Origin of the sequence: Adonisia turfae CCMR0081 (genome assembly GCF_011009555.1) — a bacterium.
Taxonomy (GTDB): Bacteria; Cyanobacteriota; Cyanobacteriia; order Phormidesmidales; family Phormidesmidaceae; genus Leptothoe; species Leptothoe turfae.
The window spans coordinates 7,398,241-7,424,673 of the sequence record NZ_QXHD01000004.1 but is presented as its reverse complement, the minus strand read 5'-3'; the positions used below and the strand labels follow the sequence as shown (position 1 = coordinate 7,424,673).

Genomic DNA, 26,433 nt, shown 5'->3' with positions numbered 1-26,433 from the left:
GACCCGAGTAGGGATGAAATGGATGGGTAATGGTGACACATCCCAAATCCAGGTTGAGATGATGTGCAGTTCGATCTAATCGTGCCAACTATGACAGATAGGGCAATGCAAGCTTTATACTTGCTAGCTCTGGAGCCAATTGCAGAGACGACAGGAGACGTTAATTCCTATGGTTTTCGTAAAGGGCGGTCAGCTGCGGATGCCATTGAACAGTGCTTCATCGCATTGCGTCTCAAAACATCCGCACAGTGGATTCTAGAGGCTGATATCAAGTCATGCTTTGACCGAATCAGCCATGATTGGTTGTTGACTCATATCCCAATGGACCGAGTTATTCTCGCCAAATGGCTGAAGGCTGGATTTATCGACAAAGGCGTCTTTTCTCCGACTAAGGCAGGGACACCACAAGGCGGAATTTGTTCACCTGTGCTGGCAAATCTCGCCCTAGATGGGTTGGAAGCGGCCCTTAAGGCCAAGTTTCCTAAGCCCAGACGTGGTCCTTCGCCGCTGGTTAACTTTGTACGATATGCCGATGATTTCATTATCACAGGCAGGACGAAAGAGCTGCTAGAAGACGAGGTAAAACCGTTTGTCATGGCCTTTCTGAAAGCGCGTGGTCTGGAACTCTCCAAGGAGAAAACCAAGATTACGCATATCGACAAAGGATTTGACTTTCTCGGACAAACGATACGCAAGTATCGGGGGAAGTTGTTGATTAAGCCCTCTAAAAAGAGCCTAAAACGCTTTCTCGCCAATATTCGGAAAGTCATCAAGTCGAATAAACAAGCGAAGGCGGGTGAATTGATTGCCTATCTCAATCCACGGATTCGAGGTTGGGTTAACTATCATCGCCACGTTGTGAGTTCAAAGACGTTTTCAACGGTTGATTGTCAAATCTTTCAGGCATTGTGGCGCTGGGCTCGCCGCCGACATCTACGCAAATCCGCTAAGTGGATCCGCAAGAAATACTTCGGAACCCACAAAGGGAGAACGTGGACATTTCAAGGTGAGTTCACTAAACAAGGTGAGAGACGCATGGCCCGCTTGTTTTATGCAGCGGATGTGCGCATCCAGCGTCATACCAAGGTAAGAGGAAAAGCCAATCCCTATGATCCAGCCTGGGAAACCTATTTTGAACATCGAGTCGATGTTCAAATGAAAACCTCCCTCAAGGGTCGTCAGCAATTGCTTTTCCTTTGGAAGCAGCAGCAGGGGATTTGCCCAAACTGTGGCCAAAAGATTACCCAGGAAACAGGTTGGCATAGCCACCATGTGATCTGGAGGGTTCATGGCGGCAGTGATAAAGCGGACAACCGGATACTGCTTCACCCTAACTGCCACCGGCAAGTTCATCACCAAGAGACTAAGGAGAGAAGCCGCGTCCTGACGAAGGGCGTTACTCAGGCTTGAGCCGTATGACGCGAAAGTTTCACGTACGGTTCTTAGGGGAGGGTGGCGTAGCAATACGCCATCTTTACCCGACTTCGTTTCCTGTGAAAGAGTCTTTCGTCCGGACCTGGAAGGTAAGCCAGTAGCGGTATTATCCAACAATGATGGCTGTGTTGTTGCCCGCTCTGCCGAAGCCAAGAAACTGGTGCCCATGCAGGCAACATTGTACTCCATTCGTCACCTGGTACAACAAAAACGCCTTCATGTTTTCTCTTCTAACCCGGTCCTCTACAAAGACATGTCTCGCCGGGTCATTGAAACCCTACAACAATTTAGCCCCGAAGTAGAACAATACTCCATTGACGAAGCCTTTCTTGGCCTGAGCGGCTTTACCCACCTGGATCTCACCGACTATGGCCACACCATTCGCCGTACCGTCAAGCAATGGACCAATATCCCCGTATCCGTCGGCATCGCCCCCACCAAAACCCTGGCCAAGATCGCGGCCCATGTAGCGAAGCGATCTCAAGCCACAAACGGCGTCCTTAACCTGGAAACCATAGACGACGTCGACGGATTGCTAGCCACTATCGATGTAGGCGAAGTCTGGGGCATTGGCCGTCGCAACAAGGCAAAGCTGCTCCAGGCGGGCATCAAAACCGCACTCCAGCTAAAGCAGGCGCGGGATAGCTGGATCAAAAAACGGTTTGGCATTTTTGGCCTGCGGACAGTACTGGAACTGCGGGGCACCCCGTGCTTTGCCATGGAACCCGTTGCCCCTCCCAAGAAAATGCGCATCGTATCGCGGTCCTTTGGCCACCTGGTCACTGAACTTTCTGATTTGAAAGAAGCGATAGCGAAGCGCTGACTTGTCAGTTCGCAACCTACACCACCCGCTGTGCCGAAAAACTCCGCCAGGATAATCTTCTGACCGGTTGTTTTACCGTTATCATGCGCACCAGCTATTACCAGAAAGAAAACCAATATTCAGCCGCGCGGACAGTACAGCTAGACCCACCCACCCATGACACTGGCCGATTGATTCAGATTGCCATGCAGCTGGCAGAAATGGCCTATGAACCTGGCTATGACTATCTCAAAGCAAAAGTGATTGCCACAGAATTGGTGCAGGCCGATGAAGTACAAGGTAGCCTGCTAGGTGGGCCAGTCCATGATGAGAAGCGAGCTCGGCTGATGGCAACGCTGGACCAGATTAACAGTAAGCTATCGGCTGATGCGGTCAAGTATGGCGCAATGGGACTGGCACCCACCTGGGGAATGCGGTCAGAGCATTTCTCCCAACGCTACACCACCCATTGGGATGAACTGCCCCTGGTGACCATTGAGTAATGCTTTCTATTTCCACAAAAAAGCCCCTACCTGATTGGCAGAGGCTTGGAGTGTGTGTAGGAGAGTCTGATGAGAAAAAGGGTGCCCTGAAAGTAATGAAGCTTCACAGATTAACGGAGTCTGCACCGGGCACCCAAGCTTGGGTACCGCAACAGCTCAGCAATCTGTTAGCGGACGACGGACTTAGTACGAGCATCTAGTGCATCTAGGCGAGCTTCCTGGATGTTGTCGATAGCTTTTGTCCGAGCATCCAACGCTTCCAAACGAGCAGCTTGAATATCCTCAACGGCTTTGGTTTGGTTGTTGAGGTGCTCAAGACGTAGCTTGTGAACGCTGTTCTTAGTGCGAGAATCAAGAGCGTTTAGGCGCTCAGCTTGGATATTTTCAACAGCTTTAGTGCGAGCATCCAGAGCATCTAGCCGAGCAGCTTGAATGTTATCAATAGCCTTGGTGCGGGCATCGAGAGCATCCAGACGAGCCGCTTGGATATCTCCGATGGCCTTAGTCTGGTTGTTGAGGTGCTCCAGGCGTAGCTTGTGGACGGAATTCTTAGTGCGACGGTCGAGGGCTTCGAGGCGAGCTTCTTGAATATTGAAGTTAGCGGGCTCAACAGCGGAGGCAACGGGTGCGATCGCAGCAGATGCAACGAGAACAGTTAAAGCAGAAAGAAGTGTGCGTTTCATGGTTAAAGCTCCTTTAGGAATCAGTGAATGAACTTCATTGACTTAAGAATGCCGGGGGTACCTGAACGCTATCTGACCGATACCTGAAGGTGGCTTAAGGGGTTTCTGAAATTGGCTGAGTAAATCCAGTGACAGATGTCACAAGGGGGTCAAATCTATCAGTCGCGCGTGGGATCGCGTAAACGGTGACTCGTCAGTTTGTTAGCCAACAGCATCCTGCGGGGCATCGTCTCCCACGGCAACAGCTTTCCCATCACGCCAGATCACCGCATAATGACCCAGCCGTCGTTTCTTCTCTAATGTCTTAGCCGCTACTTGTTTTAGCGTTTCCAGTATTTTAAGCGTATCGTCTGAAACTGTTGTCATAGTCCTGCTCCCTGTCTTAGTACATCAAATAATTCACCATTGATAATGGTGCGCTCACTGCTCTTCTGCACGAAGACCAGTTCCGGTACTTCTCCATTATTGGGGTGGTGCAGTTAGCTAGGCGAATCACCTCACGGTGACCCGCCCGCCTTCAGCACCCCTTATTCATGAAACATCGAGTCTGATCAGTGATGCCTCCAAATTCGGTGAGCAGGTTACGCAAACTACGGGGAAACCGCCGCGCAATATCTGTGAGAGAAATATCATGGCCACCGTGGGCCACCCGCTCAGCTACCCGCATACGAGACATGGCCACATTGGGTAGGGCCAGGTAAATCAACTCCACCCGCCATCCATCTGAGCGCAGCTGCTGGATCAGCTTCAGATAGGTGCGCCCTGCCAGTGTAGTTTCAAAGGCAAAGTCCTGCCGAGCCGCTACCCGTGCCTTGATTTCAGATAGAAAGATACGACTGGCTGCTAGCAGCTGAGACTCAGGGGCCAGGGGTGCTAAGCCTGCGGCTATCAAGTCAGCATTGATAAACTGCTGACAGTTAGCTACCTGGGGTAAATACTCCAGGGCAAAGGTGGTTTTGCCAGCTCCATTGGGGCCAGCAATGATCCAACAGGTAGGCTGTGTGGTCATGGGTTACCCTCCTGTTCGCCAGCGTTTTTCATCTGCTTTATGGCCTCTCGCATCAATATGGGGTCCCCGGTCGTTAACCATTGTCGTAGCACAGAGCGATGATGGTGCTGCTGTTCTGAGTGGAGTTGTGCCTCTATGTCGATAGCCTGGGCCGCTTTTTCGACATTGTGGTAAGTTTGGCGCGATCTTAACTCCTGTTTCACCCGCTCAATGGTCTCATCAACACTCTCCTTCGCACAGTTTTGTTGAGCGACTGTAGGATCATCGCTCAGATTAGGTTCTATATCTGCGGCTGGCTCTGTATTTTGGGTCTCGGTTGAGGATACTTCGACTGTATCTTCTGTAATCCCTTGCTCTGTATGGCTTTGCTCTGTATTACAGTTATCAGCTACTAATAAGTTTTTGTAACTTGAATTATTTGCGCCCCCCATGGCGCGAATAATTCCCTCTTTCCCTTTTTCCGACTCGATGTCGGGTTCTCTATGGATATGGTCTGGATGCCATAGGTCTTTATTTTTGTAGAGGGTGGCTAGGCTGGTCTTGCACAGTTTTACCAATAGCTTGGTTCTGGCTGTGGTGGAGCTGGGAAATTTACCTTGCTCTAATAGTTCAGCAATGGCATCTGTAATTTTTTCTCTGGCAGCTTTTGCTTTTTGTTCGTGCCAGGTGACTTCGATGGGGGCGGCTTTGGCCTTTTTCTTGATCCCGTAGTGGAAATAGTGACTATTCTCTACGCAGCGAGCCCATTCGCTGGCCCGTTTTCTAATTTCGTGCTGATGGTGACAGTGTTCTCTATAGCCAGGTAAATTAATAGCGACTTTTACGATCTCGTCGATCAGGTCTTCTCCTTCTAGGGGGGGCTTTCGTCCATCGATATGGCCAAAGATATAGGCTCGCATGGTAATGCGGCCCAACAGAGGATTTGTTTTTGGAATAATTTCCTGGCCTTCCCAGAGAAAAGGGGGATGGTCTTCTGTTCTTTTCCAGCCGGGTTCGATGGCGGCATTTAAGTCATTGAGAAATTTCTCGGCTGAGGTGGAAACTGGGTACTGCCGCCGCTGATATTGTTTAAGGAGGTGTTCTTTGGTGGCTTCACAGACGGTATTGGCTCTAGCTGCACTTTGCCACTGGGCAATAAACTTATCCTGGGTTGTCCAGGTAGGCTGAAAGGTATCGTCTAATAGGTAAAACCCGCGCTGTAATGGTAAGCGGTGGGCATTGTAAAGCGATGGCGTTTCTTTGCCGCGATAGGGTTTGGGATTGGGAAAAATTTCGAGATGGCCAGGGGATGGCTTAAATCCTTTACTTTCTAAAAGGACAGATAGCACCAGACCCACCTGCCAGGATTTGATGGCCTCGGACTGCCATGGGAAATAGAGATGAAGGCCCCCTGATGTGGAACTTTGGCCGATTAATGAGCGCACTAGGCCCAAAGGCTCCAGAGCTTCACAAATTTGTTGGATAGCAAAGGGTTCGCGGCTGGGGTGCCACGCAGAGCCATGGTCAATATCGAGCATGGCGTACTGGGTGGTTTGTCCGAACCGGACACCATATAAATAGGCCCCTTGCTCTACCAGTTCGGCATTGAGGGGAAACCGTTTTTCGGTATACCACTCGGGCCGTTCATCAGGGGCGGGATGTTTGGCATAGATAAAATCCCACCCTCGAAAAGGTAGGCCCACAATCGGTGGACTTGTGAGTGTTAGTTCTGTTTGCATTTTCCCGGCAACACATCAGCGTTGCGGGATGTAGTCATGCAAGTTTTTTGAAGTCCGAATTTCCGACCTAGTCAAATCCAGCAGTTCTCAGGGACAAAGGCAGCCGCTCTGATCCCCGAGCGTTACGAAGTGTAAAAATCAGACATAAAACACCTGTGACAAGCACTTTTTATAGTCAAACACTTGTCGAAACCTCGTACTGGAGGTAGTATATGCATGACGCAATTGACAACCCTTCTGCACCGCCGACCAAGCAAGCATTTAGGAAGTCCATCCCGCGTTTAATTTGTAAGCAGGGGCTCTGGTTGTTTCCCGCAACGAGAGCTTTTGTTTTATCTATAGGCAATACTCCAAAATCTGTGCATGTCCTTTAACTGGCAATCTTGTCAGTTAAGTCAGGCGTGAGTAGCGTAGGCGAGGCAATCAATAAGGGAATCTCGCCCTTACCAATCTTTTCGACAAAGGCACTTCTTGACAAATTGAAGAACCCAGCGAGCTTATCCAGCCCGGCCACTGCTGAAGGGGTCAATGTCATGGTGGTGCGTTGACGATTCTCTTTTATGGCTGTTGTGGCTATTGCCGTCGCCTGCGTTGTCATAGGTCTGAAAGATACATACACATATGATCACCGTGAACAATAGCACAGTACATACGATTTGATCCGGCGAAATCCGCAAAGATTGATCAGTTCAGGCGTTTTTGGGGTGAAAAGGTATGCATAGTTAGTGCGATCGCACTCGTTAAAACCCTTATAAGAGATGCACTCGGCCAGATCAGATGGTGTAAAAAATACTTAATCCCATTAAGTATTAAAAAATATTAGTATATTTGTGCTATTTTTCAGGCTGTATGTCTCTAGGGCCTATGGAAAAAGGATTTCAAGTTTGTACTTTCTGGAAAGAGATATGTTTCGATTTGTTGCGATTGCTTGTGGGGCGCGCGTTAGGGTGGTTTTCCCGTAGCATTTCTTAGAGAGTCTATAGAGTTCACCTGCGGTGTCATTTTAATGATGGCCACTATTGAGTGGTTGAGATCGCAAGCATGGAGTGGATAACTTAATAGGGCATGCTTTCTGCGTCAAAGGGCATCCTCTTTTTTGGGTGATACCTTTGACTCAATGGAGGCCGTTTTCTTAGCTATTGGGAAGAAGCTTTATAAGGCGTGCGTTAGTTTCAGGCATAACGTAAAGTACTACGGCTGATTGACTGACAAAAGTTTAGTCAGGATTGAACTGAGTGGTAAAGACCTGAAATTAAAACTGAAAGGACCGTTTTTCATGCTGCCAGCGAGAGGCCATCGCCGGGTCAGGGTCGGTGTTAGATGAGAATAAAATACGATTCACTAGCTGCCAGCCATCGAGTAGGGCAGCATGAATCCAATCCAGACCAATGCGAAAATAGCTGTTGCCACGAAACCAATGAGTATCGACCCATCGCCGCTTGCCTGACTCAACGACAGCATTGAGAGGATTGCGACCAACGATGACATGGACTGGCCCATACCACTGTCGTTTGTGTAGTTTAACCGTGTGGAAACAGCGTACGTCACCAGCAGCCAGATGAACTGAGGTGGGTTGTATCCAGCCTCCGGTAGAGCGCCATAACCACGTGTTGCTCTTGAGTCGAATGCGATAGTGCCAGCCCAATTGGCCCAGTGCTTGCATTGCATCAGTATGAATAAACCCTCGGTCCGCCAGCAGAACAACCTTCACGGCCTTCGGCAGGTATCGAGCCGCATGAATTAGCATCTCGTGATACTCGCTGAAGGCAACGGTTGCACTCGAATGCCTGAGCACACGCCAAGACAACGGGAGGGCGCGTCCTCGGTGAACCACGGCTAACCGAATCAAACAATACTCATCCCAAAACTGGGTAGTGTCCAAGCTCACATACAGACACTCGTCGTCCCAATTCGCCAACGCAGCTTGAATGATGGGCTTGTACAGCCGATGTACCTTGATGCGGGGATTCCCGAGCCAGCGACGAATACGACGTTGACGACTCTGCGCGTACTGCCCTCGGCAGGGGATATACTTGGCCCACTTCGTTCGGTTCACTTCACCGGTATGAATCAGCGCGACAACCATCCATAGGCAGGTCGTTAAATGAGTCAGATGTACCCAGTTTGCGCCTTGACCTAGCCAGGCTTTCAAGGCATCGTAGAGACGGGAGTTTTTTTCACAGCGTTTCTATAATTTGAGTGGTATCTAATTCTAGAGTGCTGGGCTCCCACTTCCTTTTTTATTTTCTACAATCCATAACTGACAGTCACTTTAACACTAGAGATAGTATCTTTTGTCAGTCAATCAGCCTCAATAGTTTGTATGTCCTTTTAATAGGATGCCCTCAAATGACCAAATTTTCACAGCAAGTATGGGATTTTTGGAAAAGGCAATGTAGGGTAGTACTCATGAACCTAGTTCAATTGATCTGCTCTTTTACTTCTATGAACTCTCTTCGCTAGCTGTAACCCTTGCTCATTGAGTGTTTTTCTAAAGTAGTGTCAAGTCGAAAATTATTTGAATTCGATGTTGACAATGGTGATTATTCTGGAATAATCAAGCATGGTTATTTCAGAATAATCACATCTCAATCCAAAACGGTCTTCCAGTGCCTTGGAAAATCCGTCGTTGAATTTGGAATCAGTTTGTCTGTTGAAACTTTTATTACCCAGCACAGCAGCAGACAGAACCATTGCAAAAATCAGCAGCTTGTTGCTCAGAAGAATTGTTTATTGCAGTTGGGATTGCCTTGCTCCCAGTATTTATAGATTTTTGTCGAAGTCTCAGAAGCTAACAGAACTTAGTCGTTTGTTGTCAGTGTTTACGGTTAGGACTCTAGCGATGTCCTATGACTCTTAACTACAGGTACTCCTTAAAACCATGACAGTCATCTCATTTACTAATCAAAAAGGTGGTTGCTCCAAATCCACCACATCCGTCCACTTTGCCTATTGGTTACGTCAAAAAGGCCACACTGTCTGTTTAGTCGATTCAGACGCTCAGCGATCCAGCTCCATCTGGATTGAATGTCTTGAGGATGCCGATATCGATGTTGTCGTCCTACAATCCGCTGACGAAGTGATTGATCAGCTGCCCGATATCGCCAGTGAATATGACTTCACCATTGTTGATGGACCAGCCGGTTTGTCTGAAGTAACACGAGCTATTCTGTTTAGAACAGATGTGTCCGTGATCCCCTGTCAGCCCACTGGGGTGGATCTGCGCAGTGCAGCAGATGCCGTCAAGCTGGTCAAACAAGCCCAGTCCGTTCGTAATGGCCCTCCAAATGCTGCACTTTTTCTCGCTCGGGCGGTCAAAGGAACCCGACTAAAAGATGAGGCGATGGCCTTGTTATCAAAATCAAATATCCCGATCCTTAAGACAGTTATCCACCAAAAACAGTGTGTAGCTGATACCTTTGGTCAGCAGGGGACCGTATGGAACTTGTCCGGCAGGGCTGCCACTGAATCTGCCAGAGAATTTGATCGACTGTTTAAAGAGCTGCTAATGGAGGTTGTGTAAGTTATGACCCGTAAAGGCCGCCAAACCCTGGATAGTACATTAGCCAATGAGTTTGTATTTGGATCAGCTGAGCGTCCATCGCAAACCGAGCCCTCCCATGAGATCGCTCAACTCAAGGCAGAACTAAATCGCATCCAAGCCCAGCCAAAAGAAACCTCTGCTCTATTGCCAGTCGATAAAATCTTGCCGCTGCGGTTACCCGATGGCATGAAGCAGCCACGGAAATATTTTGATCCCAATGCGATGGAGCGTCTAAAAGCGTCCATCGGTAAACACGGTGTCTGCGAACCAATTTTGACCCGACCTGCCAGTGATGGTCGTTTAGAAATTGTCTCTGGAGAGCGTCGCTGGCGGAGTGCCTGTGCTTTGAACCATACCGAAATTCCTGGTGTGGTTAAAGAAATGACCGATGAAGAAGCACTGGAAATTGCCCTTATCGCTCATCTGCTCAGTGAGAATATTACCGCTGTAGAAGAAACCGATAGCTTGATTGGGCTAATCAGTTTACGCACTGAATTAGCAGGTGATGGGGTGCCTTCTTTACTAACAAAAGTGCGCAATGCCCAGGCCAGAAAAAATGATTATTCCGGAATAATCAGCGTCGATACCCTCAAGGATGTGGAAGCAATCCTGGGGGAATTTGGCATTTCCCTGGCAAGCTTTGTGTCCAATCGTCTGCCTCTGCTCGATTTACCTGAGTTCATCATGGATAACGTGCGTGCAGGAAAGCTGGATCCTTCTAAGGCGTTATTAGTTGCCCGTACCCAATCAGATTTACAGCATCAGCTAGTGGATGAAGTTCTGCAAGATTCTTTGACAAAAGAGCAGCTGCGGAAACGAATTGCTGAATTAAAGACCCAGGGTAAGACAGCTGATACAGACAAAAATGGGGCCAGTGAGCAACCTACATTTGATACTGTTCAAAAGCTCTATTCCAAAGTGAGTAAGAAATTATCGGGCAAGGACAGGCAAGTAACTCGAAAAATGCAGGTGCGCATTAATCGGATTGATGAAGCGCTACGAGAGTTACTTGCTGAACTGGATTAGTTTACGCCTGTGGATATTGTCGGATGAGATTGCTATTCCGACGCTGATCCAAACAGACCTGACTTCGATGCCTGTAACGTGTCATAGAAACTTTCTTTTGCTTTTAATTCCAGGGCTCGTTTAGTGTAGCGCCCAAACACTCCCATGGACTTAATCCGCATTAGCCTGCGCACAAATTCAGGATTCATGCCTTCCAGAATCAGTTGAGTCCCAAATGTATGGCGCAGCTGGTGAGGATGAATCTGTGTATCCAGTTCCGCTAACTCAGCCAAATCCTTGATGCAGTTGTACACACCCTTATAGCCCATCCGCTGACCGCGATTCCGATTGGAAAGACTAATAAATAAAGGCGCATCAGCACTCGTATCAAATCCCTCACTTAGAGACCATCCCAGGTAGCTATCCAATGCCCCGCAGGCCTGATCCGATAACGGCACAACGCCATCACTTCCCCACTTAGCCCCTTGAACGGTGATCGACTGATTGCTATAGTCACCCACATTACGAGCCGCCACTTCATTCGCCCGCAGCCCATGCTTTAACAATTCAAAAATTGCCCGATCTCGATTGTACCGTTCACCCCGAAACGGCAGTACCTCTTCCAAAGTTTGGATGATGGATACCTCCAAATCCTTCACCTGGCTCGGCGCATCCGTCACTTTCTCAAGGCTCAAGGCAGGGTTGTACTGAATGAGTCGTTTGGCTGTAAGCCACTTAAAGAAACTCTGAATCGATGCCAATGCCTGGTTGATACTAGCCGGGGATAATGTTTCGTCTAATGAATTGGCCTTAGGCGTCGTTTTTAGATGAGTCTTGTAGCGAGTTAACTCCTGCTCCGTGACATCTGGCCATCCCTTTCCGGCTAACCATCGCTGAAATTGACGCAGTTGCCGAGTGTAGGTTTTCTTTGTACTAGGCCTTAACTCCCGATCTTCAAGAAACCGATCCACCCAATCCGGCTCACGAGTTACCTGAGGGGCTACAGGCTCTTTAGGCCTGCCATCCTGGAACTCAATAAATGTGGGTTTTGGATCGGATTTAGCCATTGGCAACTGCAATACTGGTACAAGAGTATCAAAAATATTCCTAGTGGTCCTGTGGCTGAACAGAGTTTTAGGAACGTGGATTTTGTAGGATCGAGAATGCTTCTTCTAATGCCTTGGCCGCCATCATCAACTGTGTCCGAGTTTTGACCAACTGATTGCGCCGCTCAATTCCCGCCCGTGCTTCCCGATGACGTGGATCGTCCGTTTTACCCAAATGGATGTGCCGCACTAATCTTTGCTGTGCCTGGGGATGAAACCTTTCCCTGTGGGCCGCCAGTTTGTTGTACCAATAGGTACCGTAAGGCCGCTTAACCGCATAGGCATGCACTTCCGTTCCCTCAGGAGCAATATACTGTTTGCTGTCCGGTTCTAACTGAGCGAATTGGGTTTCCAACTCAGCCATGGCTTCTTGGAGTGTCTCCATCAGTGACACAATCCCCAGCGAATCCAGGTCTTGAGGGTTGCCCCGCTGTCGTAACATTAGTGTGGCCGCCGAGTTAGCCGACATCTGTACAGAATGCTGTGCCTGTGCTTCATCACCCACTTGAAGATTAACTGTTCCAACGTTTTCGTCAGCTTTAGCCAGTTCTGAACAAGCCACTAAATTAGGACACTGAGCCGCCAATAGCCCCGGTGTTTGAGTAATTGCTTCACAGGAAAAACTAAACGGACAATACTTTCGACTCATTAGTATATTCTAGCTGTCTAATAAAACTATTTAGCTAGAACTAAGTTTGAAATATAGGTGCCCATGGTGAGCGCTTCAAGCAATGAATCGTTACCGATATTGTTGGTTACATTACTCTTCTGGTTATAAAAAAGATTGCTGCTGTTGATGGTTCACTTATAAATACCAGGATTAATTCGATCCCCACCTTCGATTAGTGCCGGTTCAGACGGAGTCACTACAAAATTCTCTAGATTGTCTTTCAGAATATCGATTTCTCGCTCGCTGAGTCCTGGCATATTGAGAACATCTTCTACCGTGTTGAAAGGTGCGTTTGCAATAATCTTTCGAGCCAGGGTGGGGTACAGTCCTTATCTTTTTCTTTAGTGTGGATAACAGATATATATTTGAGTTGAAACCGCAATAATGCTAAAAACACATTATGAGAATCTTATGAAAGTAAATGCTCCAACCCTAGTTAGGTTCTTCATTCACACAGTGACCCGCGTTGTTGAGCTTTGCCATCTGCTTAGTGGACAAGGTCAGGTCTAACGCCCCCAGGTTTTCTTTCAGGTGTTCGCCCCGACCACCTGAAAAAACAGGTAACAGGGGTGGTTGGCGATGCATCATCCAGGCCAACACAACTTGATTGGCGGTAGCGTTAAGTTCTTGGGCGACTTCCCGTAATGCAGCTATCCGGGCTTCTGTATCTGGTCCAGCATAAGCAGCTGAGATGGGGCGATCAGCTCGGACATAGGCTCCCCGTAGGAGTGGTGTGTAGGGCAGCATGGTTTTTCCCCGGGCGTCACCATAGCTCATTAAGTTTTGGTTGATGAGGCGCTGATCACCAAAATCTGCGCCAGGAGTTGGGCGTAGGTAGGTAAATCGCTGTTCGATACAGGTAAACCCGTTCCACTCTTGAGCTGTTGCGATCGCATCTGCATCTGCTAAACGCCAAGCATAATAATTACTCGCCCCGACAAACCTGACCTTACCGGCTTTTACCAATGAGTGAAACGCCTCTAGCGTCTCCTCTAGGGGCGTGCTTGGATCATCCTTGTGGGCATAGTAGAGATCTAAATGATCAATACCTAACCGCTTCAGACTGTTGTCGCATTCAGAAATAATAGTTGATGCAGCTAGACCATCAGGCACTTCCCCATAACCAAAACCAACTTTACTGGCAATGAAGAGATCATCTCGGTGGCCCCGTTCCCGAAGCCACCGGCCAACTACAACTTCGCTTTCGCCACCCTTGCCGTTGGCACTCCATTGATTGTAGCTGTTGCCTGTGTCAATGAACATGCCTCCAGCTTCCAAATAAATGTCCAGCAGCTGAGCTGATTGTTCATACGTGTTCAGGGTTCCAAACCGCAGTGTTCCTAGGCATAAACAGCTGACGTCAATCCCTGTTTGACTTAACTGAATTTTTTTCATGGTTATCTTCAAGAGTATAGATTAATAATTGTGTAAGAAAAGACAAAGATACTGCCTTGTTCGACTTTGCCGTTCTGCTGCTGGCACAAAGGGTTTAGCGATCTAAAAACATAATCTCCCTAGACCACCGACCTCTTCTAATGGAGAGGATAAGAATCTCATCTGGTGGTCAAATCATATGAATTAGATCTATCTAGGATTAGCTGATCTCTAAGGCTTACTTTAGGTTAAATAACTAATATGAGGATTTTATGGAGAATTTAGATTTAGTGAACCCAAACGCCCTCAGGTATTTTGGTGAGTGATAAAAAAATGACGGGCTAAACACTTATCAATTGGCCCGTCATTTATCGCTTATTAAGTTGTCCAAGGTTTCCTCCTCCCGAACCATTCTTTGGATTTACAGAGTTTGTAGCTTGTCTTGCACCTCACATAGCCGCATTTGCCATATTTCTAGATACTTGATGCTGGATAGGTGTTATGGTCCTGGTTAGGAGTGTTTCGGTGAGTTCGACATTCGTTTTCCTTTGATGAATACTGCGTTCAGATGCCCCAATGTATTGATGGTGTTCAGCCCCCATTAGGATTTATTGCCCCTGCCTACAGCGCCTGGTTGCTGAAGGTAGTTCATAGAATTTTGCCAATACTGTTGCGTGTGCGTCTGTCACCCTGGTTACCGGCAGGTATCACCCAGATTCAGGTGACCAACGGTAGAGTGCTAGCGGAGTTCTACCAACAGTTTCAACAAGGGAACCTACGCTTTCTAATGGCCTTTCGTCATGTAGAAGTGGATGATCCGCTCTGTGGCTTGTATCTACTATCCAGGGCCGTTCCTAAGGCTGCTCGGCAACAGCGTATTCAGTTACGAACGCCACTCCATACCCATTTTCTCTATGAACGGGGAATGCCACTTTGGGCAGGAACCTGGCTCGGTTGGGCGCTCTCTCATCTGGGTGGGATTCCCATTCGCCGCGGACGACAACCCGACTGGTCAGGGCTACGACAGGCGCGACAGATGTTGAGTCAGGGCCTTTGGCCCATGACGGTGGCTCCGGAGGGGGCCACCAATGGTCACAGTGAACGAGTGGGCCCTTTGGAGATGGGAACTGCTCAGTTAGCATTCTGGTGTGCTGAAGATTTGGCCAAAGCAGGTCGCAGTGAATCGGTTTATATCATCCCTATCAATATCCAGTATCGGTATGTGAAACCTGCCTGGTCACGTTTGGGGCGATTGTTAGCTCGATTAGAAAGGGATAGCGGATTACCTGCCGATGTCAGTCATAGCGCAGTATCTGAGAAGATTATTTATCAACGCATCATGCGCCTTGGAGATCATCTGCTGAGTAAGATGGCAACGTTTTACAGTCGTTTTTATCACCAAAAACAGCTCTCTTTTCAGTTTGATGCTGATGCCCAATCTGCTTGCTTAACACGACTGCAAGCACTGCTGCAGGCTGCTCTGCAGGTGGGTGAGCAATACTTTGGCATTTCGGCCCATGGCAATCTGGCGGAACGCTGTCGCCGTTTAGAGGAAGCGGGTTGGACCTATATTTATCGAGATGATTTGCCGGATCGCAGCACCCTATCGCCTTTAGATCGAGGTTTAGCAGACTGGGTAGCTCAAGAAGCCAGTTTGCGAATGCTCCATATGCGCCTGGTGGAAACCTTTGTGGCGGTTACCGAGACCTACCTGAAGGAAAAACCGTCCTTTGAACGCTGTGCAGAGACCACCTTCCTGATGTTTGATATGCTGGCCCGTCTGCGAGGTGATAAACACCCCTGTCGGCCCCGGTTAGCTGCTCGTCGGGCCACACTCACCATCGGTGAGCCGATTTCGGTGACAGAGCGCTGGCCTATGTATCAAACCAACCGCAGGGCTGGAAGACAGGCGGTGATGGACCTGACCCAAGAGTTGCAACAGGCGTTGGAGCAAATGATCACTTAATCTAAGGTTTGATTCCTATCTTCACAAGCTCCTTAAAGGAATTGCGTATGCTCAATTAGAGTCGTTTTGGAGACACGTTATTTCGACGCCAAGTTTAAGTTAATAACAATAATTCTGGCTGAAAAATCATCACTAGCCCAAAGAATAACATAAACAATCCGCCCACTAATTTAAGACGGCGGCCCTGGCTTTCACTCAATCGAGTGGACTCAAAGGAATAGATGAAATTTGCCAGGATGAGCCCCAAAGGCACTATATAGAGGACGGCATACAGGAAAGTCCATGTGGTTTGGCATAGGAAAGTACCGTCTACACTTTGAATATTGCAATAGTTTACCAAGGTTGTCATGTAGACCACAGGTAAGATGGCTGTACAACCCAGTTCAACGGTATTCACAAAAATGGCCAGAATGACTGTACTGCCCAGCGCTGCGAGGAACTTGAGTCGATTTGTCTGGGGCTCGTTTAGGGCACGAACAATGCGGCTGGCCTTTTGGGTAATGGTGCGCTGTTCGTCGGCTGATAGAGAGAGGGAAACACCTTGCTTAAACCAAAAGTAGTCTTTGATGTTGATTAATCCGGCGATCGCAACTCCAATTCCTAACACGAGTAAGAACCATTGACCATAGTGCTCTAGTAACAATGCCCCCATGCCAATCATCACCATGATGAACAGGAAATACATTGCTGCTGATGTAATAATAAACGTGCCCCCAATCAGAAGCATATCTCTTCGTCGTTTAGTGTGGGTGAGCAACGACAACAAAATGATTAAGACGGTAAAGGCACAAGGGTTAAACCCATCAGCCAGGGCAATGGTTGAGACAAATAGTGGAAAGGGTAACTGTTGAGCAAAGGTCTTGATGATTGTATCTGGTGTGAGGCTTATTAGCAGAAACAGACTGAGTAGGCAGATGGCCCCTAAGCCACCCCACCAATAGCGTCGAGCCTGGGGGGATTGAAGACGACTTCTTAATAATGGGAAACTGATTAGATATATGCCCGGTAACCCCAGGACTAACCAGGGAAACTGCCAGGAGTTTGTGGCGGTGTCTAATTGTAACGTGTTTGTGGCGGTGCCTAACTGCAACGTGTGGCCGACAGCAGTTGCGATCGCATCTAAAATCTGGTTATGGTAGCCGATATATCCCTCATAGGCTGGTACATATTCTAGTGAGCCATCACTCTCGCTATAGCCAACAAAACTCATTTCGCCAACAAATGTGCGAGGCACGGCTCCAGACCGGATGTTATATCGTTCCCTAAAATCTTGCCACGTTTGAGGTTCTTCGCTCACTTCAATCAGATGTACCTTCACATCTGGATTGTAGGTATCAATATCCTCCATCAGTGGTTTCTGACGCAGACAATGGGGACAGGTTGTACTGTGGAAGAAGTACACATCGACAACATCACTCGCGACTGTTTTAACAGGCACTAATAGGATTAAAACGACGGTTAATATTGTTGCTAGAAACTGGATCCGCCATTGATATATAGACTGAAATGGAGCTTTCATAAGCAAAGAGATTACAAGATGTATCTCAGGAGTAAACTATACAACTGTTCAACGATAGAATTATATTAGTTATGATAGCGCCTGGTTCCTCAGGTGTAACCACGTCAGTTTAGTGACATAGAACTCTACAAAATTACTGAGACAGTCTATGGGTAAATTGCTTGTTGCTACTATCAATGGAGCCGTTGCTCGTTTCTTCACTTCAGAACCAGCAACCTTGCCTATGTATGATCCGGACGTTCTAACGTTAGTTGAACATAAAAGTATGGTGAGTTTCGAGGGAGAACTACCCGGCAAGGCTCTATGGTCAAATATTCAGTCAGGACGTAACCGTGGCGCGAGCGGTCAGTCCCACAGATATGATGACCATCGCCAGAGTCATAAAATTGAATTTGAACGGCGATTTGCTAAATCTATTGCGAAAACCGTACTAGATCTAGTTGAGTCTAAACACGTTCGACAACTTATTATCATTGCGGCACCCCAAATTCTAGGGCTGATGAGAGAAGTTTGCACGCCTCTATTACCCAAGCCATTAAAAATGAATGAATTGGCTCGAGATCTGTGTCATCTCAAGCCCCATGAGCTGCATGATTACCTGGCGAAGACAGGACAGTTACCAGCCCGGATTAGATTGTGAAAGATTGCTGGGAGTTTCTGACGCTGTAAGTGCTTTCCATGTCCCCAGTATTGGGGGGTTGGGGGCCTGGATAACTGGTAGCTTCTTTACCAGAAATGTCCTTAGAAGACAGCGAGCTGTCGTAGAGGCAGATGCAGCAATTCTGCTTAAGGGATAAGGATTTTATAAGATCCAAAAATTAATGCTGGAGAGACGTTGCATGCAACGTCTGTACATCCAATAGTGGAGCCTAATTAATTGTGGTTCCTAAGCTGGTTATCCACCAACCCAAACCTGAAGACTATGGGGGTATAGCACAGGCTTCATAAGATTCTCAAATTCTTTATCTAACATCAAAGTGGGATGAGGGTATCCCACTTTCTAACAATTTCAGGGGGACACTATGAAACTCAAGTATCGCGGCGTTAGCTATGACTATAAGGCTCCTAAGGTCGCAATTGCCGACAGTGAAGAAGTCGGCAAATATCGAGGTGTTACGTTCCACTTCCACAAATTGGTTAAAGCACTGTCTTCACCAGTTTTTGACCTGAAGTATCGTGGAGTTTCATATCATACTGGTGGTTCAGATGCCTAATTTGGCTTTGAAGCTCTAATGCCGAAATGTTGGCTAAGCAAAGGTACCTTTGCTTCTCAACACTAGAAGAAGGCTCAGGAAACTGATAATTTCTTTTTAGAAACTATCTGAGGCAATTCACTCTCAGAGTAGATATAGGGGGCTGGCTGTTTAAACCGGTTGTTTTTTCTGTTTTTTCTTACCTTGCTCCCTATCTACTGGCATTGAATTTTAATGTCGACTCCTTGGGAGGTCTTTGGTTCATGACTACACCATCCCGAAAGTTTTCTCTTAGACTTTACTGTGCTAACTCCCGGCGACGCTGTGGTCGTCTCACAAAGACATAGATCAGTGCACCAACAAAATTCAAGAATAGGATAATAATAGTCCAAACAATTTTAGTGTTGCCCTCACTTGCTTCTTAAGTAGCACAGTCAATCAATACCCATAGCAAAAATAGAGCAGCAACAACTTTGAGGAAATCATAGAGAAACTCCCTAGAACGGGGCATGAAAATTGCTTAGCGATGCTTAGTGGGGTACTCATAATTTCCTCATATCCATTTTCTAAGTTCAAGATAGAGCAGGTTTTAACTGCCGTAAAAGTCAAATCCTCTCGCCCCTTTAATGAGGAGATCTGTTCATGCATTTGCCAGGTTCACGGCTGAATCTCAACCAATTAGTTGCTCGGTTTAAGCCCCATTCCACTACCTCTGACGTATCGAAAAGTAAACATAAAAACAGGCTGCGTGTCTTGCTTCCGTTAGGTCTTTTGGTGGTGGGTGCGGGTCTCTCCGTGACCTACTTCTTATCACGTTCCCCCACAGATACGCTGCAGTTGAGTGGCCGCATTGAGGGCTACGAGACAGACGTGGGTGCAAAAGTATCAGGACGAGTGGAGTTTGTAGCTGTCAGAGAAGGCGACCAGGTCAATGATGGTCAAGTGATTGTTCGGCTTGATGATGAAGAAGTGCAGGCTCAATTAGACGAGGCTAAAGCACAGCTGGCCTCGGCCCAACAGCGAGAACGACAGGCGCGATTGCAGATTGAGGTGCTGCAAAGCCAAATTCGGCGAGCCCAGGTGAGTCTGGAACAATCCCAGGGGGATACAGTGGGTCAGGTCAGCCAGGCTGAGGCTAATCTTGCTACGGCTCAGGCGCAGCGAGCAGAAGCAGAAGCGCAACTGATTGCGGCTACATCAGACTTGGATCTGGCCAGGGTGGAACGCGATCGCTACATCAAGCTTGCCCAAGTCGGTGCCGCGACCCAGGAGCGTGCGGACCAGGCCCAAACGACGTTTGAAACTACCCAAGCCCGGTTGGGTGTACGTGAAGCCGCCATTGTCGCCGCTCAGAGACAGGTTGATGCCGCAGCAGGGGGATTGACCCAGGCCCAAACCACCCGGCTCAATCCAGATCTTCGTACAGCTGAGTTAGACGTTTTGCAAAAACAACTGATTCAGGTACAATCCCAGGCGGTTGCCGCACAGGATAATGTGACCAGGGCTGAAGCCGTTCAGCGAGAAATTGAAGCTCGCATGGGTTATCTCACCATTGCTAGTCCCCTCGCTGGAGTTGTTACCGCTCGCAGCGCTGAACCGGGAGAAGTGGTGACGACCGGCAGTACGCTGCTTTCTTTAATTGATCTAGACACTGTTTATCTGCGTGGTTTTATTCCTGAAGGAGAGATTGGCAAAGTACGAGTAGGACAAGCGGCCAGCGTCTTTCTAGATTCAGCACCCGAGAATCCCCTCAGTGCCCGAGTTATTGCCATTGATACCCAGGCTTCCTTTACGCCTGAAAATATCTACTTCCGAGAAGACCGGGTGCAACAGGTGTTTGGTGTCAGACTCAGCATTGATAATCCTGATGGATTTGCCAAGCCTGGCATGCCTGCCGATGGTGAAATTTATTTCGAATGATGATGCTGATTTTGTCTTAATCATGGGTGAACAAATCAAACCATGCATTCAACAACTCGTCAGATTGAGCAGCCAGAGACCGCACTCGAAACCCCTGCTATCCAGGTAGATGAACTCTATAAGCGTTACGGCAAACTAACCGCTGTAAACGAGGTGACGTTTACGGTGCGGCGGGGCGAAATCTTTGGCCTCATTGGTCCTGATGGTGCTGGCAAGACCACCCTGTTCCAAATCTTGGCAGGTGTGATGGAGGCAACCTCGGGAAATGTGATCATTCTGGAGCGTGCGCCTCGGGATGCTCGCTTGCAAACGGGCTATCTCACCCAACACTTTTCGCTCTATCTGGATCTCAGCCTGGATGAGAATCTGCGGTATGTAGCTGGTCTCCATGAAGTGCCGCCCCAGCGGTTTGAACAGCGGCGCAACCAATATCTCAGGCTGATGAATCTGGAGCCGTTCTCAGATCGTTTGGCTGGTCAACTGTCTGGTGGCATGAAACAGAAGTTGGCCCTGTGCTGTGCCCTGATTGCTCAACCTCAGATATTACTTCTGGATGAGCCGACAACGGGTGTGGATCCTGTCTCCAGGCGTGAGTTTTGGGATGTGCTGGCCACCCTCTCCCACCAGGGCGTCACCATTGTGGTGGCCACACCCTACATGGATGAAGCTGAGCGCTGCCATCGCGTTGCCCTGATGTACGATGGCCAGATTCAGCAAATGGGAACACCGGCTCAACTACGGGATAATCTGGGGCTCCAGCGCTTGGAGGTGCGTGCTAGTAATCTCAAAATTGCTGAACAGGGTTTGCTGGCTCAACCGTCTACTCCGATTGTGGATGTACAAACCTTTGGCGACCGCCTGGATGTACTGGTTGACGATGCAGAGACTGGTGAAACCCAGGTTCGTGCTCTCCTGGGGCAACATCAGCTCACAATCAACACGATTCGTCCCGCAGCGCCTACTTTGGAAAATGTCTTTGTCAACCAGCTGCGCCAACAGGGGTCGGACCCTGCTTTTGTGCCATTGCCTCGGCTGCGGCCATTGCCAGCCCACAGCAGCGATGATATTGCCATTGGTGCCCGTGACCTCAGTAAGACATTTGGCAATTTTCAGGCGGTTAAAGCGGTTAACCTGGACATCCGCTATGGTGAAATTTATGGATTGTTGGGGGCTAATGGTGCTGGCAAAACCACCACCATTAAGATGCTGTGTGGGTTGTTGGGCATTACCCAAGGTGAAGTCACACTAGCCGGTCAAACCCGCAATTTGCGTAGCAGTGCTCTACGTCAGCGGATGGGCTACATGAGCCAGAAATTCACTCTCTATGATGACTTATCTATTCAACAGAATTTGGAATTTTACTGTGGGGTTTATGGTGTTCCCCGTCGTCAGCGCTCTGCCAAAATCAATTGGGTTTTAGACATTTGTGGATTGACGGGCAAAGCAGACCTGATTACGGGGCAACTGCCAGGTGGGTGGAAACAGCGGGTGGCCTTTGGGGCCTCAGTTATGCACGAACCTGAAATTTTGTTTTTAGACGAGCCCACATCCGGTGTGGATCCCTTGGCTCGCCGTCAGTTCTGGCGATTAATTGAAGACTTAACCCATCAGGGTACAGCCGTGCTGGTAACCACACACTATCTAGAAGAAGCTGAACATTGCAATCGCATGGCATTTATGGCAGCTGGGGAGATTGTTGCCCATGGGTCCCCGAGTCAAATTAAGGCCAGCCAGCCGGGACAGCTATTTGAAGTGCAGATTCCCCAGCCTCAGGTTATCGCCGACTTACTCAAACAGTATTTTGAGGATTGGCGAGTCTCCCTATTTGGCGATCGTCTCCACATTGTTCTGGATCAGCCGGATATAGACGTGCCTCGTCTCCGCTCATTGCTGAGCACAGCAGAATTCGACATTCAATCTATCCAGGCTGTGCCATTCTCCCTGGAAGATGCCTTTATTGGCATTATCCAGCGAGCCCAGGGGGGACAGCCATGAAGCGCATCTGGTCTCAGTGCATCAAAGAATTGGCTCAATTTCGTCGCGATCGCTTGACGTTTGCCCTGGCCTTTATCCTGCCGTTGGGGATGCTACTGATTTTTGGCTATGCCATCCGACTGGAGACAAAAAATATTCCCCTGGCGATTCAGGACTTTAACATGACTCCCCTCAGTCGTAGCTATGTAGAACGACTCTTTGCCACTAATCAGTTTCAGCCTGTCCCAGGGTCGGGAGAGCCCATTGAGATCATTGATCAAGGACGCGCTAAAGCGGCAGTGATTATTCCACCAGATTTTTCCCGTCGCATCAAAGACCAGAAATCCAGCCCTATCCAGGTGCTGGTGGACGGTACCGATGTGAACAATGCCCGCGTGATTCGCAACAGCATACGGGCAACGACTAACTTCTTTGTGCAGGATCAAGGACTTCAATCTAGAACAGTTAAGGTGGTTGCCCGCATTCGCCTCTGGTTCAATCCGGGTCGCAAGGAATCTCTCTTCATCGTGCCGGGGCTTTATGCCGTTATCTTGGCCATCTTTCCGGCCTTGCTGGCAACTCTCGCCATGGTGCGTGAGAAGGAACAAGGCACGATTGTGCAGGTTTATGCCTCTAACTTAAGTGCAACTGAACTGCTGCTGGGTAAAGGGCTAGCCTACTTCATTGTGGCCATGGGTGAAGCCCTTTGCATCATGGGTTTGGGCTCGCTTCTGTTTAGGATTGGGTTGGCCGGTAATCCTCTACCATTGATGCTAGGGACCTGCTTATTTGCGACGGTCAGTGTTCTTTATGGTCTTTTGATCGGCGTCCGCTCTAGTAATCGCATTGCGGCGGTGCAGGGGGTGGCATTTACTGGTTTTCTAGCCTCTTTTTTGTTTTCGGGCTTTATCTACCCGTTGAGTAATATTCCGTTTCCCATTTCACTCATTTCTAACATTGTGCCAGCTCGCTATTACATTGATGTGACTCGCGATGCCTTTGTCAGGGGGACCGGGTGGGGAGGCGTTTGGGTTGCCCTGGTGGCCATTGCGCTGCTGGCATTGTTATTTTTTGCAGCCGCCTGGCGTGGTCTGCGTCGGATGCAGTTACCGGACTGATTGATGTTTAAGTTGTTCCAAAGTTTACTTAACAGTCGCTTCTGGGCCTTAGCCATAAAGGAGATTCAGCAGATCTTGCGAGATAAGAAGCTACTGTTTATGTTAGTTTTTCCACCGACGGTGCAACTGTTGCTCTATGGCTTGATCTTAAACCCAGATGTGCAATATTTGAAATTAGGAATTGTGGATCAGGTTAATGTTGGGGCCAGCCGTGAACTGGTGGCCGCCTTGACCGAGAATGATGTGTTTGTTGTTGATCGCTATAGCGCCAGTCAACAGAGCCTGGGGAAACAGGTGCGATGGGGAGACATCACCTTGGGGGTAGTCTTTCCGCCTGACTTTAATCGCAATTTGTCCCAGGATAAATCGGCTGAGATTCAGGTGATGGTGGATGGTGTGGACGCCAATACGGCGGGAATTGCCAGTGGCTACTTTACCCAGATTGTCCAGCAATATAATCGTCAATTGAATGATATTGAAATCCCCAGTGTTGTTGAACCACAGATTACCTTCCTGTACAATCCTGGACTCATCAGTAGCTGGTTTTTTGTACCTGCCATGATGGGCGTCGTCCTGACGTTAATTGGATCCATCGTCTCCTCGTCTGCCCTGATTCGGGAAAAAGATACGGGCACCCTGGAGCAGCTCTTGATGACTCCAGCGTCAGCCGGGGAGATTTTGCTGGCAAAAGTGGTGCCGTTATTCGTGCTGTTGTTGGGGGATGCACTGTTGGCGCTAAGTGTTGCCAATATCATTTTTAACGTGCCGTTGCGGGGCAGCTTGTTGCTCTTTTTAGTGATGTCGGGGTTGTATGTCTTTGTCGGGATTGGCATTGGTATGATGCTGGCCACACTCTGTCGCAATCAACAGCAGGTAATATTGACCTCGTTTTTTATCAATATGCCGTTGATCCAACTGTCGGGTGCGATCGCACCCATCGAAAGCATGCCTGCGGTTTTCCGTTATTTGTCATTGCTGAATCCCCTGCGTCACTATGTAGCAATTTTACGGGCTGTATTGTTGCGGGGTGTAGGTTTGGAGGTGATCTGGCCCCATGCGATCGCTCTATTGGTATTTGCAGCGGTTTTAGTTACCATTAGCACCAATCAATTTCGACATCAGGTGAGCTAGCCGCCTTAAGGCTCCCGCGCTTAAATAATTCCCCCGTTACCCCATCACCCATCCACCCATCGACTCATCCACATTGGATAGTGGACAGACTTACGCCACAGAATACTAGGGCAATATCTCCAGGGTCAGCAAGAGTTTTAGAAAATTCTAATCTAAACGATAGACATATGCTGTATCCGTTTCTAAAAAAAGCTTGTGTGGTTTTTCCATGGCTTCATTTTCAACAACCTTATCAGCTTAAATCTCATACAGCCATCCAGAGTAAAATGTGAGGCCAATAGCTGTCGCGAGGGCTAGTAGCCAAAGTACAAAAACGATGGACGATAGCTTGCTTAAGGCAACGTTATTATCATCTGCCGCTTGGTGGCTTAAAACAAAGGGCGACATAAAGATATGATCTAAATTGTCTACATATTGCCTCTTTTCAGGATTTTGCCCAATACATCCCTTGTAGATGGAATCATCTACAAGACAAGCAATATTTGCAACTCGCTGCATCAACCGGAAATCAAAGCGCGTTCCAGGAAAACCAACTTTTTTTTGATATATTTCCAAGTTGGGTTGCATGAGCACAGAAGCAAACTGGGTCATAATAGCAATTACAAGCACACCCTGAATTAAGTATCTTTTCAATTGCCTGGATGATAAAAGCAGTTGTACAAGCAGAGCCAACAGGGGTATTAACAACAAATGAACAGAGGTAACATGAAATCTGGCACCCCAGGCTGTACCCCCCGTCCACACCAGTTTACTGGTCAGCAATATATGTAACGCTAGATTTAGCAGCCCAGTTAATAGGTACAGCTGGACATAGGGAGAAATCTTTTTCCAGATGACAATGGTCAGTATCAGACAGGGTAAAAATAGTGGATCGTATATAAAAATACTTCTCGCTGGCGAGAACAATGTATCCAGAATGCCGATCCAAGGTGGATTGACAAAGGGATAATTTGCAGGAAGTTTCGGTAAGCCAGACCACATGGGATCTGTTCCAAGCTGCTTTAAGATTTCACTGTTTGACGTTGCCCATACACTGCCATATCTCAGATAATCAACAAAGCGGCCTAGCAGAGTAAATGGAACCAGCCCTAAGATCCAAACCGCTGAAAATCTAAACAGGTTGGATAGGTATCGCTTTTGATAGAGAACGCAGCCACTTAAAAACAAAAAGACCGTCAAAGCGTGGAAAATGCTGGTTGTGCGAATGAGCATGGCGAGCCCCAAGCATAAGCCACTTAAAAATACATAGGAGAGTTTATTAAAACGTACACCCGCTAGGGCAGATGCATATCCAATGGTCACAAACAACAGGATCTGATTATTTTGCTGGGGAATTTGAGCATAGTGAAGCACCGTCGAACTTAGTAACCAGCCAATGCTCGACAAAGCTGCTACATGCTGCTTAAACTGAAATAACCTGAGTAGCCAAAAGCAAGCGATAATAGCCGCTACATTCAAAGGTATAAACACTAAAAATTGAACGGCTAAATTTCGAAATACAGTTTCTCCAATGGAGGGGAATAAACGTCCTAACTGTGTCCCGACCCAGTCACCAGGCAACATCAGCAGAGACTGCCCAACATCATAGGCAATATACCGTTTGTTATCTCTGCCTTGAACGCCAAATCGGATGTCTCCCCGTCGTTTAGGCTGCGTTTCGGAAGACACAAGCACTTCTTCCTGTCCTTTCCACCAGGAATGGGTCATTTGCAGCCTTAACGTAGTATCTAGGCCAATGTATGTGCCGGGATTTATGACAGCAAG

At 48.1% G+C, this 26,433-nt stretch carries 25 protein-coding genes; 12 read left to right on the top strand and 13 right to left on the bottom strand.

Translation table 11 applies throughout. The annotated features are described in order from the left end of the window. The first annotated feature begins 105 nt into the window (after positions 1-105). The 3 genes from DXZ20_RS38640 (at position 106) to DXZ20_RS38095 (ending at position 2,739) form a co-directional block, all read left to right on the top strand. Complete coding sequence (locus DXZ20_RS38640) at positions 106-1,410, top strand: reverse transcriptase domain-containing protein (RefSeq protein ID WP_250566042.1); 1,305 nt, start codon at positions 106-108, stop codon at positions 1,408-1,410. Positions 1,411-1,516: 106 nt separating this feature from the next. Next, positions 1,517-2,257 carry a Y-family DNA polymerase gene (locus DXZ20_RS38100; RefSeq protein ID WP_250566259.1) on the top strand — a complete coding sequence of 247 codons (741 nt, stop codon included), beginning with the start codon at positions 1,517-1,519 and terminating at the stop codon, positions 2,255-2,257. Then, positions 2,254-2,739, top strand: a complete 486-nt coding sequence (locus tag DXZ20_RS38095; protein WP_250566258.1) for a DUF4113 domain-containing protein — start codon at positions 2,254-2,256, stop codon at positions 2,737-2,739. The genes DXZ20_RS38100 and DXZ20_RS38095 overlap by 4 nt, the downstream gene beginning before the upstream one ends. 167 nt (positions 2,740-2,906) lie before the next feature. Here DXZ20_RS38095 and DXZ20_RS35675 read toward each other — a convergent pair whose 3' ends face one another. The 6 genes from DXZ20_RS35675 to DXZ20_RS35650 all read right to left on the bottom strand — a co-directional run bounded on the left by DXZ20_RS35675 (position 2,907) and on the right by DXZ20_RS35650 (position 8,301). Further along, positions 2,907-3,422 (bottom strand): hypothetical protein, encoded by a 516-nt coding sequence (locus DXZ20_RS35675; protein WP_163703212.1) that lies wholly within the window; start codon positions 3,420-3,422, stop codon positions 2,907-2,909. Between the two features lie 201 nt (positions 3,423-3,623). Further along, a complete protein-coding gene (locus DXZ20_RS35670; protein ID WP_163703211.1) occupies positions 3,624-3,788 on the bottom strand; it encodes a hypothetical protein in 165 nt (54 codons plus the stop codon). Between the two features lie 151 nt (positions 3,789-3,939). After that, the gene (locus DXZ20_RS35665; protein ID WP_163703210.1) at positions 3,940-4,431 is read right to left on the bottom strand and encodes an ATPase; all 492 of its coding nucleotides are present in this window, start codon (positions 4,429-4,431) and stop codon (positions 3,940-3,942) included. After that, entirely contained in the window at positions 4,428-6,149 is a 1,722-nt protein-coding gene (locus tag DXZ20_RS35660; protein WP_163703209.1) for a hypothetical protein, read from the bottom strand. Before DXZ20_RS35660 ends, DXZ20_RS35665 begins: the two co-directional genes overlap by 4 nt. A gap of 370 nt (positions 6,150-6,519) precedes the next feature. After that, a complete protein-coding gene (locus DXZ20_RS35655) occupies positions 6,520-6,747 on the bottom strand; it encodes a hypothetical protein (RefSeq protein WP_163703208.1) in 228 nt (75 codons plus the stop codon). 654 nt (positions 6,748-7,401) lie between these two features. Continuing rightward, positions 7,402-8,301 (bottom strand): transposase, encoded by a 900-nt coding sequence (locus DXZ20_RS35650; protein WP_163703207.1) that lies wholly within the window; start codon positions 8,299-8,301, stop codon positions 7,402-7,404. 729 nt (positions 8,302-9,030) lie between these two features. Here DXZ20_RS35650 and DXZ20_RS35645 point away from each other — a divergent pair. Together DXZ20_RS35645 and DXZ20_RS35640 are read left to right on the top strand one after the other, a co-directional pair. Then, complete coding sequence (locus DXZ20_RS35645; protein ID WP_163703206.1) at positions 9,031-9,672, top strand: AAA family ATPase; 642 nt, start codon at positions 9,031-9,033, stop codon at positions 9,670-9,672. Between the two features lie 3 nt (positions 9,673-9,675). Continuing rightward, a complete protein-coding gene (locus DXZ20_RS35640) occupies positions 9,676-10,719 on the top strand; it encodes a ParB/RepB/Spo0J family partition protein (RefSeq protein WP_163703205.1) in 1,044 nt (347 codons plus the stop codon). A gap of 32 nt (positions 10,720-10,751) precedes the next feature. On the opposite strand, the gene DXZ20_RS35635 is transcribed toward DXZ20_RS35640, so the two are convergent. From DXZ20_RS35635 to DXZ20_RS35620, 4 genes are all read right to left on the bottom strand, one after another. After that, a complete protein-coding gene (locus DXZ20_RS35635) occupies positions 10,752-11,765 on the bottom strand; it encodes a tyrosine-type recombinase/integrase (RefSeq protein ID WP_163703204.1) in 1,014 nt (337 codons plus the stop codon). Between the two features lie 67 nt (positions 11,766-11,832). Further along, positions 11,833-12,453 (bottom strand): hypothetical protein, encoded by a 621-nt coding sequence (locus tag DXZ20_RS35630; RefSeq protein WP_163703203.1) that lies wholly within the window; start codon positions 12,451-12,453, stop codon positions 11,833-11,835. 152 nt (positions 12,454-12,605) lie between these two features. Further along, a complete protein-coding gene (gene psbU / locus DXZ20_RS35625) occupies positions 12,606-12,800 on the bottom strand; it encodes a photosystem II complex extrinsic protein PsbU (protein ID WP_163671891.1) in 195 nt (64 codons plus the stop codon). Positions 12,801-12,906: 106 nt separating this feature from the next. Continuing rightward, positions 12,907-13,869: an aldo/keto reductase gene (locus DXZ20_RS35620; RefSeq protein ID WP_163703202.1), complete on the bottom strand. Its 963-nt coding sequence runs from the start codon at positions 13,867-13,869 to the stop codon at positions 12,907-12,909. Between the two features lie 547 nt (positions 13,870-14,416). On the opposite strand from DXZ20_RS35620, the gene DXZ20_RS35615 reads away from it, so the two are divergent. Next, positions 14,417-15,814 carry a lysophospholipid acyltransferase family protein gene (locus DXZ20_RS35615; protein ID WP_163703201.1) on the top strand — a complete coding sequence of 466 codons (1,398 nt, stop codon included), beginning with the start codon at positions 14,417-14,419 and terminating at the stop codon, positions 15,812-15,814. A gap of 94 nt (positions 15,815-15,908) precedes the next feature. On the opposite strand, the gene DXZ20_RS35610 is transcribed toward DXZ20_RS35615, so the two are convergent. Beyond that, entirely contained in the window at positions 15,909-17,333 is a 1,425-nt protein-coding gene (locus tag DXZ20_RS35610; RefSeq protein ID WP_163703200.1) for a thioredoxin family protein, read from the bottom strand. 148 nt (positions 17,334-17,481) lie between these two features. On the opposite strand from DXZ20_RS35610, the gene DXZ20_RS35605 reads away from it, so the two are divergent. Further along, a complete protein-coding gene (locus tag DXZ20_RS35605) occupies positions 17,482-17,973 on the top strand; it encodes a host attachment protein (RefSeq protein ID WP_163703199.1) in 492 nt (163 codons plus the stop codon). Positions 17,974-18,355: 382 nt separating this feature from the next. Then, a complete protein-coding gene (locus tag DXZ20_RS35600) occupies positions 18,356-18,547 on the top strand; it encodes a DUF4278 domain-containing protein (protein ID WP_163703198.1) in 192 nt (63 codons plus the stop codon). Between the two features lie 277 nt (positions 18,548-18,824). Here the strand turns inward: DXZ20_RS35600 and DXZ20_RS38090 are convergent, their stop codons facing one another. Further along, positions 18,825-18,923 carry a PLDc N-terminal domain-containing protein gene (locus DXZ20_RS38090; RefSeq protein ID WP_348918298.1) on the bottom strand — a complete coding sequence of 33 codons (99 nt, stop codon included), beginning with the start codon at positions 18,921-18,923 and terminating at the stop codon, positions 18,825-18,827. 245 nt (positions 18,924-19,168) lie between these two features. On the opposite strand from DXZ20_RS38090, the gene DXZ20_RS35590 reads away from it, so the two are divergent. The 4 genes from DXZ20_RS35590 to DXZ20_RS35575 are packed head-to-tail and all read left to right on the top strand — an operon-like array spanning position 19,169 to position 24,669. After that, positions 19,169-20,446 (top strand): HlyD family secretion protein, encoded by a 1,278-nt coding sequence (locus DXZ20_RS35590; RefSeq protein WP_163703197.1) that lies wholly within the window; start codon positions 19,169-19,171, stop codon positions 20,444-20,446. A 42-nt stretch (positions 20,447-20,488) separates the two neighbouring features. Further along, positions 20,489-22,441 carry an ATP-binding cassette domain-containing protein gene (locus tag DXZ20_RS35585; protein WP_163703196.1) on the top strand — a complete coding sequence of 651 codons (1,953 nt, stop codon included), beginning with the start codon at positions 20,489-20,491 and terminating at the stop codon, positions 22,439-22,441. Beyond that, positions 22,438-23,538 carry an ABC transporter permease gene (locus DXZ20_RS35580; RefSeq protein WP_163703195.1) on the top strand — a complete coding sequence of 367 codons (1,101 nt, stop codon included), beginning with the start codon at positions 22,438-22,440 and terminating at the stop codon, positions 23,536-23,538. The genes DXZ20_RS35585 and DXZ20_RS35580 overlap by 4 nt, the downstream gene beginning before the upstream one ends. Before the next feature lie 3 nt (positions 23,539-23,541). Continuing rightward, entirely contained in the window at positions 23,542-24,669 is a 1,128-nt protein-coding gene (locus DXZ20_RS35575; protein ID WP_163703194.1) for an ABC transporter permease, read from the top strand. A gap of 237 nt (positions 24,670-24,906) precedes the next feature. On the opposite strand, the gene DXZ20_RS35570 is transcribed toward DXZ20_RS35575, so the two are convergent. Then, positions 24,907-26,376 (bottom strand): glycosyltransferase family 39 protein, encoded by a 1,470-nt coding sequence (locus DXZ20_RS35570; protein WP_250566041.1) that lies wholly within the window; start codon positions 26,374-26,376, stop codon positions 24,907-24,909. Positions 26,377-26,433: the final 57 nt, after the last annotated feature.

Excerpts from the sequence above, each read along its gene's own strand:
- DXZ20_RS35620 (WP_163703202.1), bottom strand. The coding sequence starts at position 13,869 with ATGAAAAAAATTCAGTTAAGTCAAACAGGGATTGACGTCAGCTGTTTA.
- DXZ20_RS35605 (WP_163703199.1), top strand. The coding sequence starts at position 17,482 with ATGGGTAAATTGCTTGTTGCTACTATCAATGGAGCCGTTGCTCGTTTC.
- DXZ20_RS35640 (WP_163703205.1), top strand. The coding sequence starts at position 9,676 with ATGACCCGTAAAGGCCGCCAAACCCTGGATAGTACATTAGCCAATGAG.
- DXZ20_RS35645 (WP_163703206.1), top strand. The coding sequence starts at position 9,031 with ATGACAGTCATCTCATTTACTAATCAAAAAGGTGGTTGCTCCAAATCC.
- DXZ20_RS35660 (WP_163703209.1), bottom strand. The coding sequence starts at position 6,149 with ATGCAAACAGAACTAACACTCACAAGTCCACCGATTGTGGGCCTACCT.
- DXZ20_RS35575 (WP_163703194.1), top strand. The coding sequence starts at position 23,542 with ATGTTTAAGTTGTTCCAAAGTTTACTTAACAGTCGCTTCTGGGCCTTA.
- DXZ20_RS35615 (WP_163703201.1), top strand. The coding sequence starts at position 14,417 with ATGCCCCAATGTATTGATGGTGTTCAGCCCCCATTAGGATTTATTGCC.
- DXZ20_RS38640 (WP_250566042.1), top strand. The coding sequence starts at position 106 with ATGCAAGCTTTATACTTGCTAGCTCTGGAGCCAATTGCAGAGACGACA.
- DXZ20_RS35675 (WP_163703212.1), bottom strand. The coding sequence starts at position 3,422 with ATGAAACGCACACTTCTTTCTGCTTTAACTGTTCTCGTTGCATCTGCT.
- DXZ20_RS35635 (WP_163703204.1), bottom strand. The coding sequence starts at position 11,765 with ATGGCTAAATCCGATCCAAAACCCACATTTATTGAGTTCCAGGATGGC.
- DXZ20_RS35585 (WP_163703196.1), top strand. The coding sequence starts at position 20,489 with ATGCATTCAACAACTCGTCAGATTGAGCAGCCAGAGACCGCACTCGAA.
- DXZ20_RS35570 (WP_250566041.1), bottom strand. The coding sequence starts at position 26,376 with ATGACCCATTCCTGGTGGAAAGGACAGGAAGAAGTGCTTGTGTCTTCC.
- DXZ20_RS35665 (WP_163703210.1), bottom strand. The coding sequence starts at position 4,431 with ATGACCACACAGCCTACCTGTTGGATCATTGCTGGCCCCAATGGAGCT.
- DXZ20_RS35630 (WP_163703203.1), bottom strand. The coding sequence starts at position 12,453 with ATGAGTCGAAAGTATTGTCCGTTTAGTTTTTCCTGTGAAGCAATTACT.
- DXZ20_RS35610 (WP_163703200.1), bottom strand. The coding sequence starts at position 17,333 with ATGAAAGCTCCATTTCAGTCTATATATCAATGGCGGATCCAGTTTCTA.
- DXZ20_RS35655 (WP_163703208.1), bottom strand. The coding sequence starts at position 6,747 with ATGACAACGCAGGCGACGGCAATAGCCACAACAGCCATAAAAGAGAAT.
- DXZ20_RS35670 (WP_163703211.1), bottom strand. The coding sequence starts at position 3,788 with ATGACAACAGTTTCAGACGATACGCTTAAAATACTGGAAACGCTAAAA.
- DXZ20_RS35600 (WP_163703198.1), top strand. The coding sequence starts at position 18,356 with ATGAAACTCAAGTATCGCGGCGTTAGCTATGACTATAAGGCTCCTAAG.
- DXZ20_RS35580 (WP_163703195.1), top strand. The coding sequence starts at position 22,438 with ATGAAGCGCATCTGGTCTCAGTGCATCAAAGAATTGGCTCAATTTCGT.
- DXZ20_RS35590 (WP_163703197.1), top strand. The coding sequence starts at position 19,169 with ATGCATTTGCCAGGTTCACGGCTGAATCTCAACCAATTAGTTGCTCGG.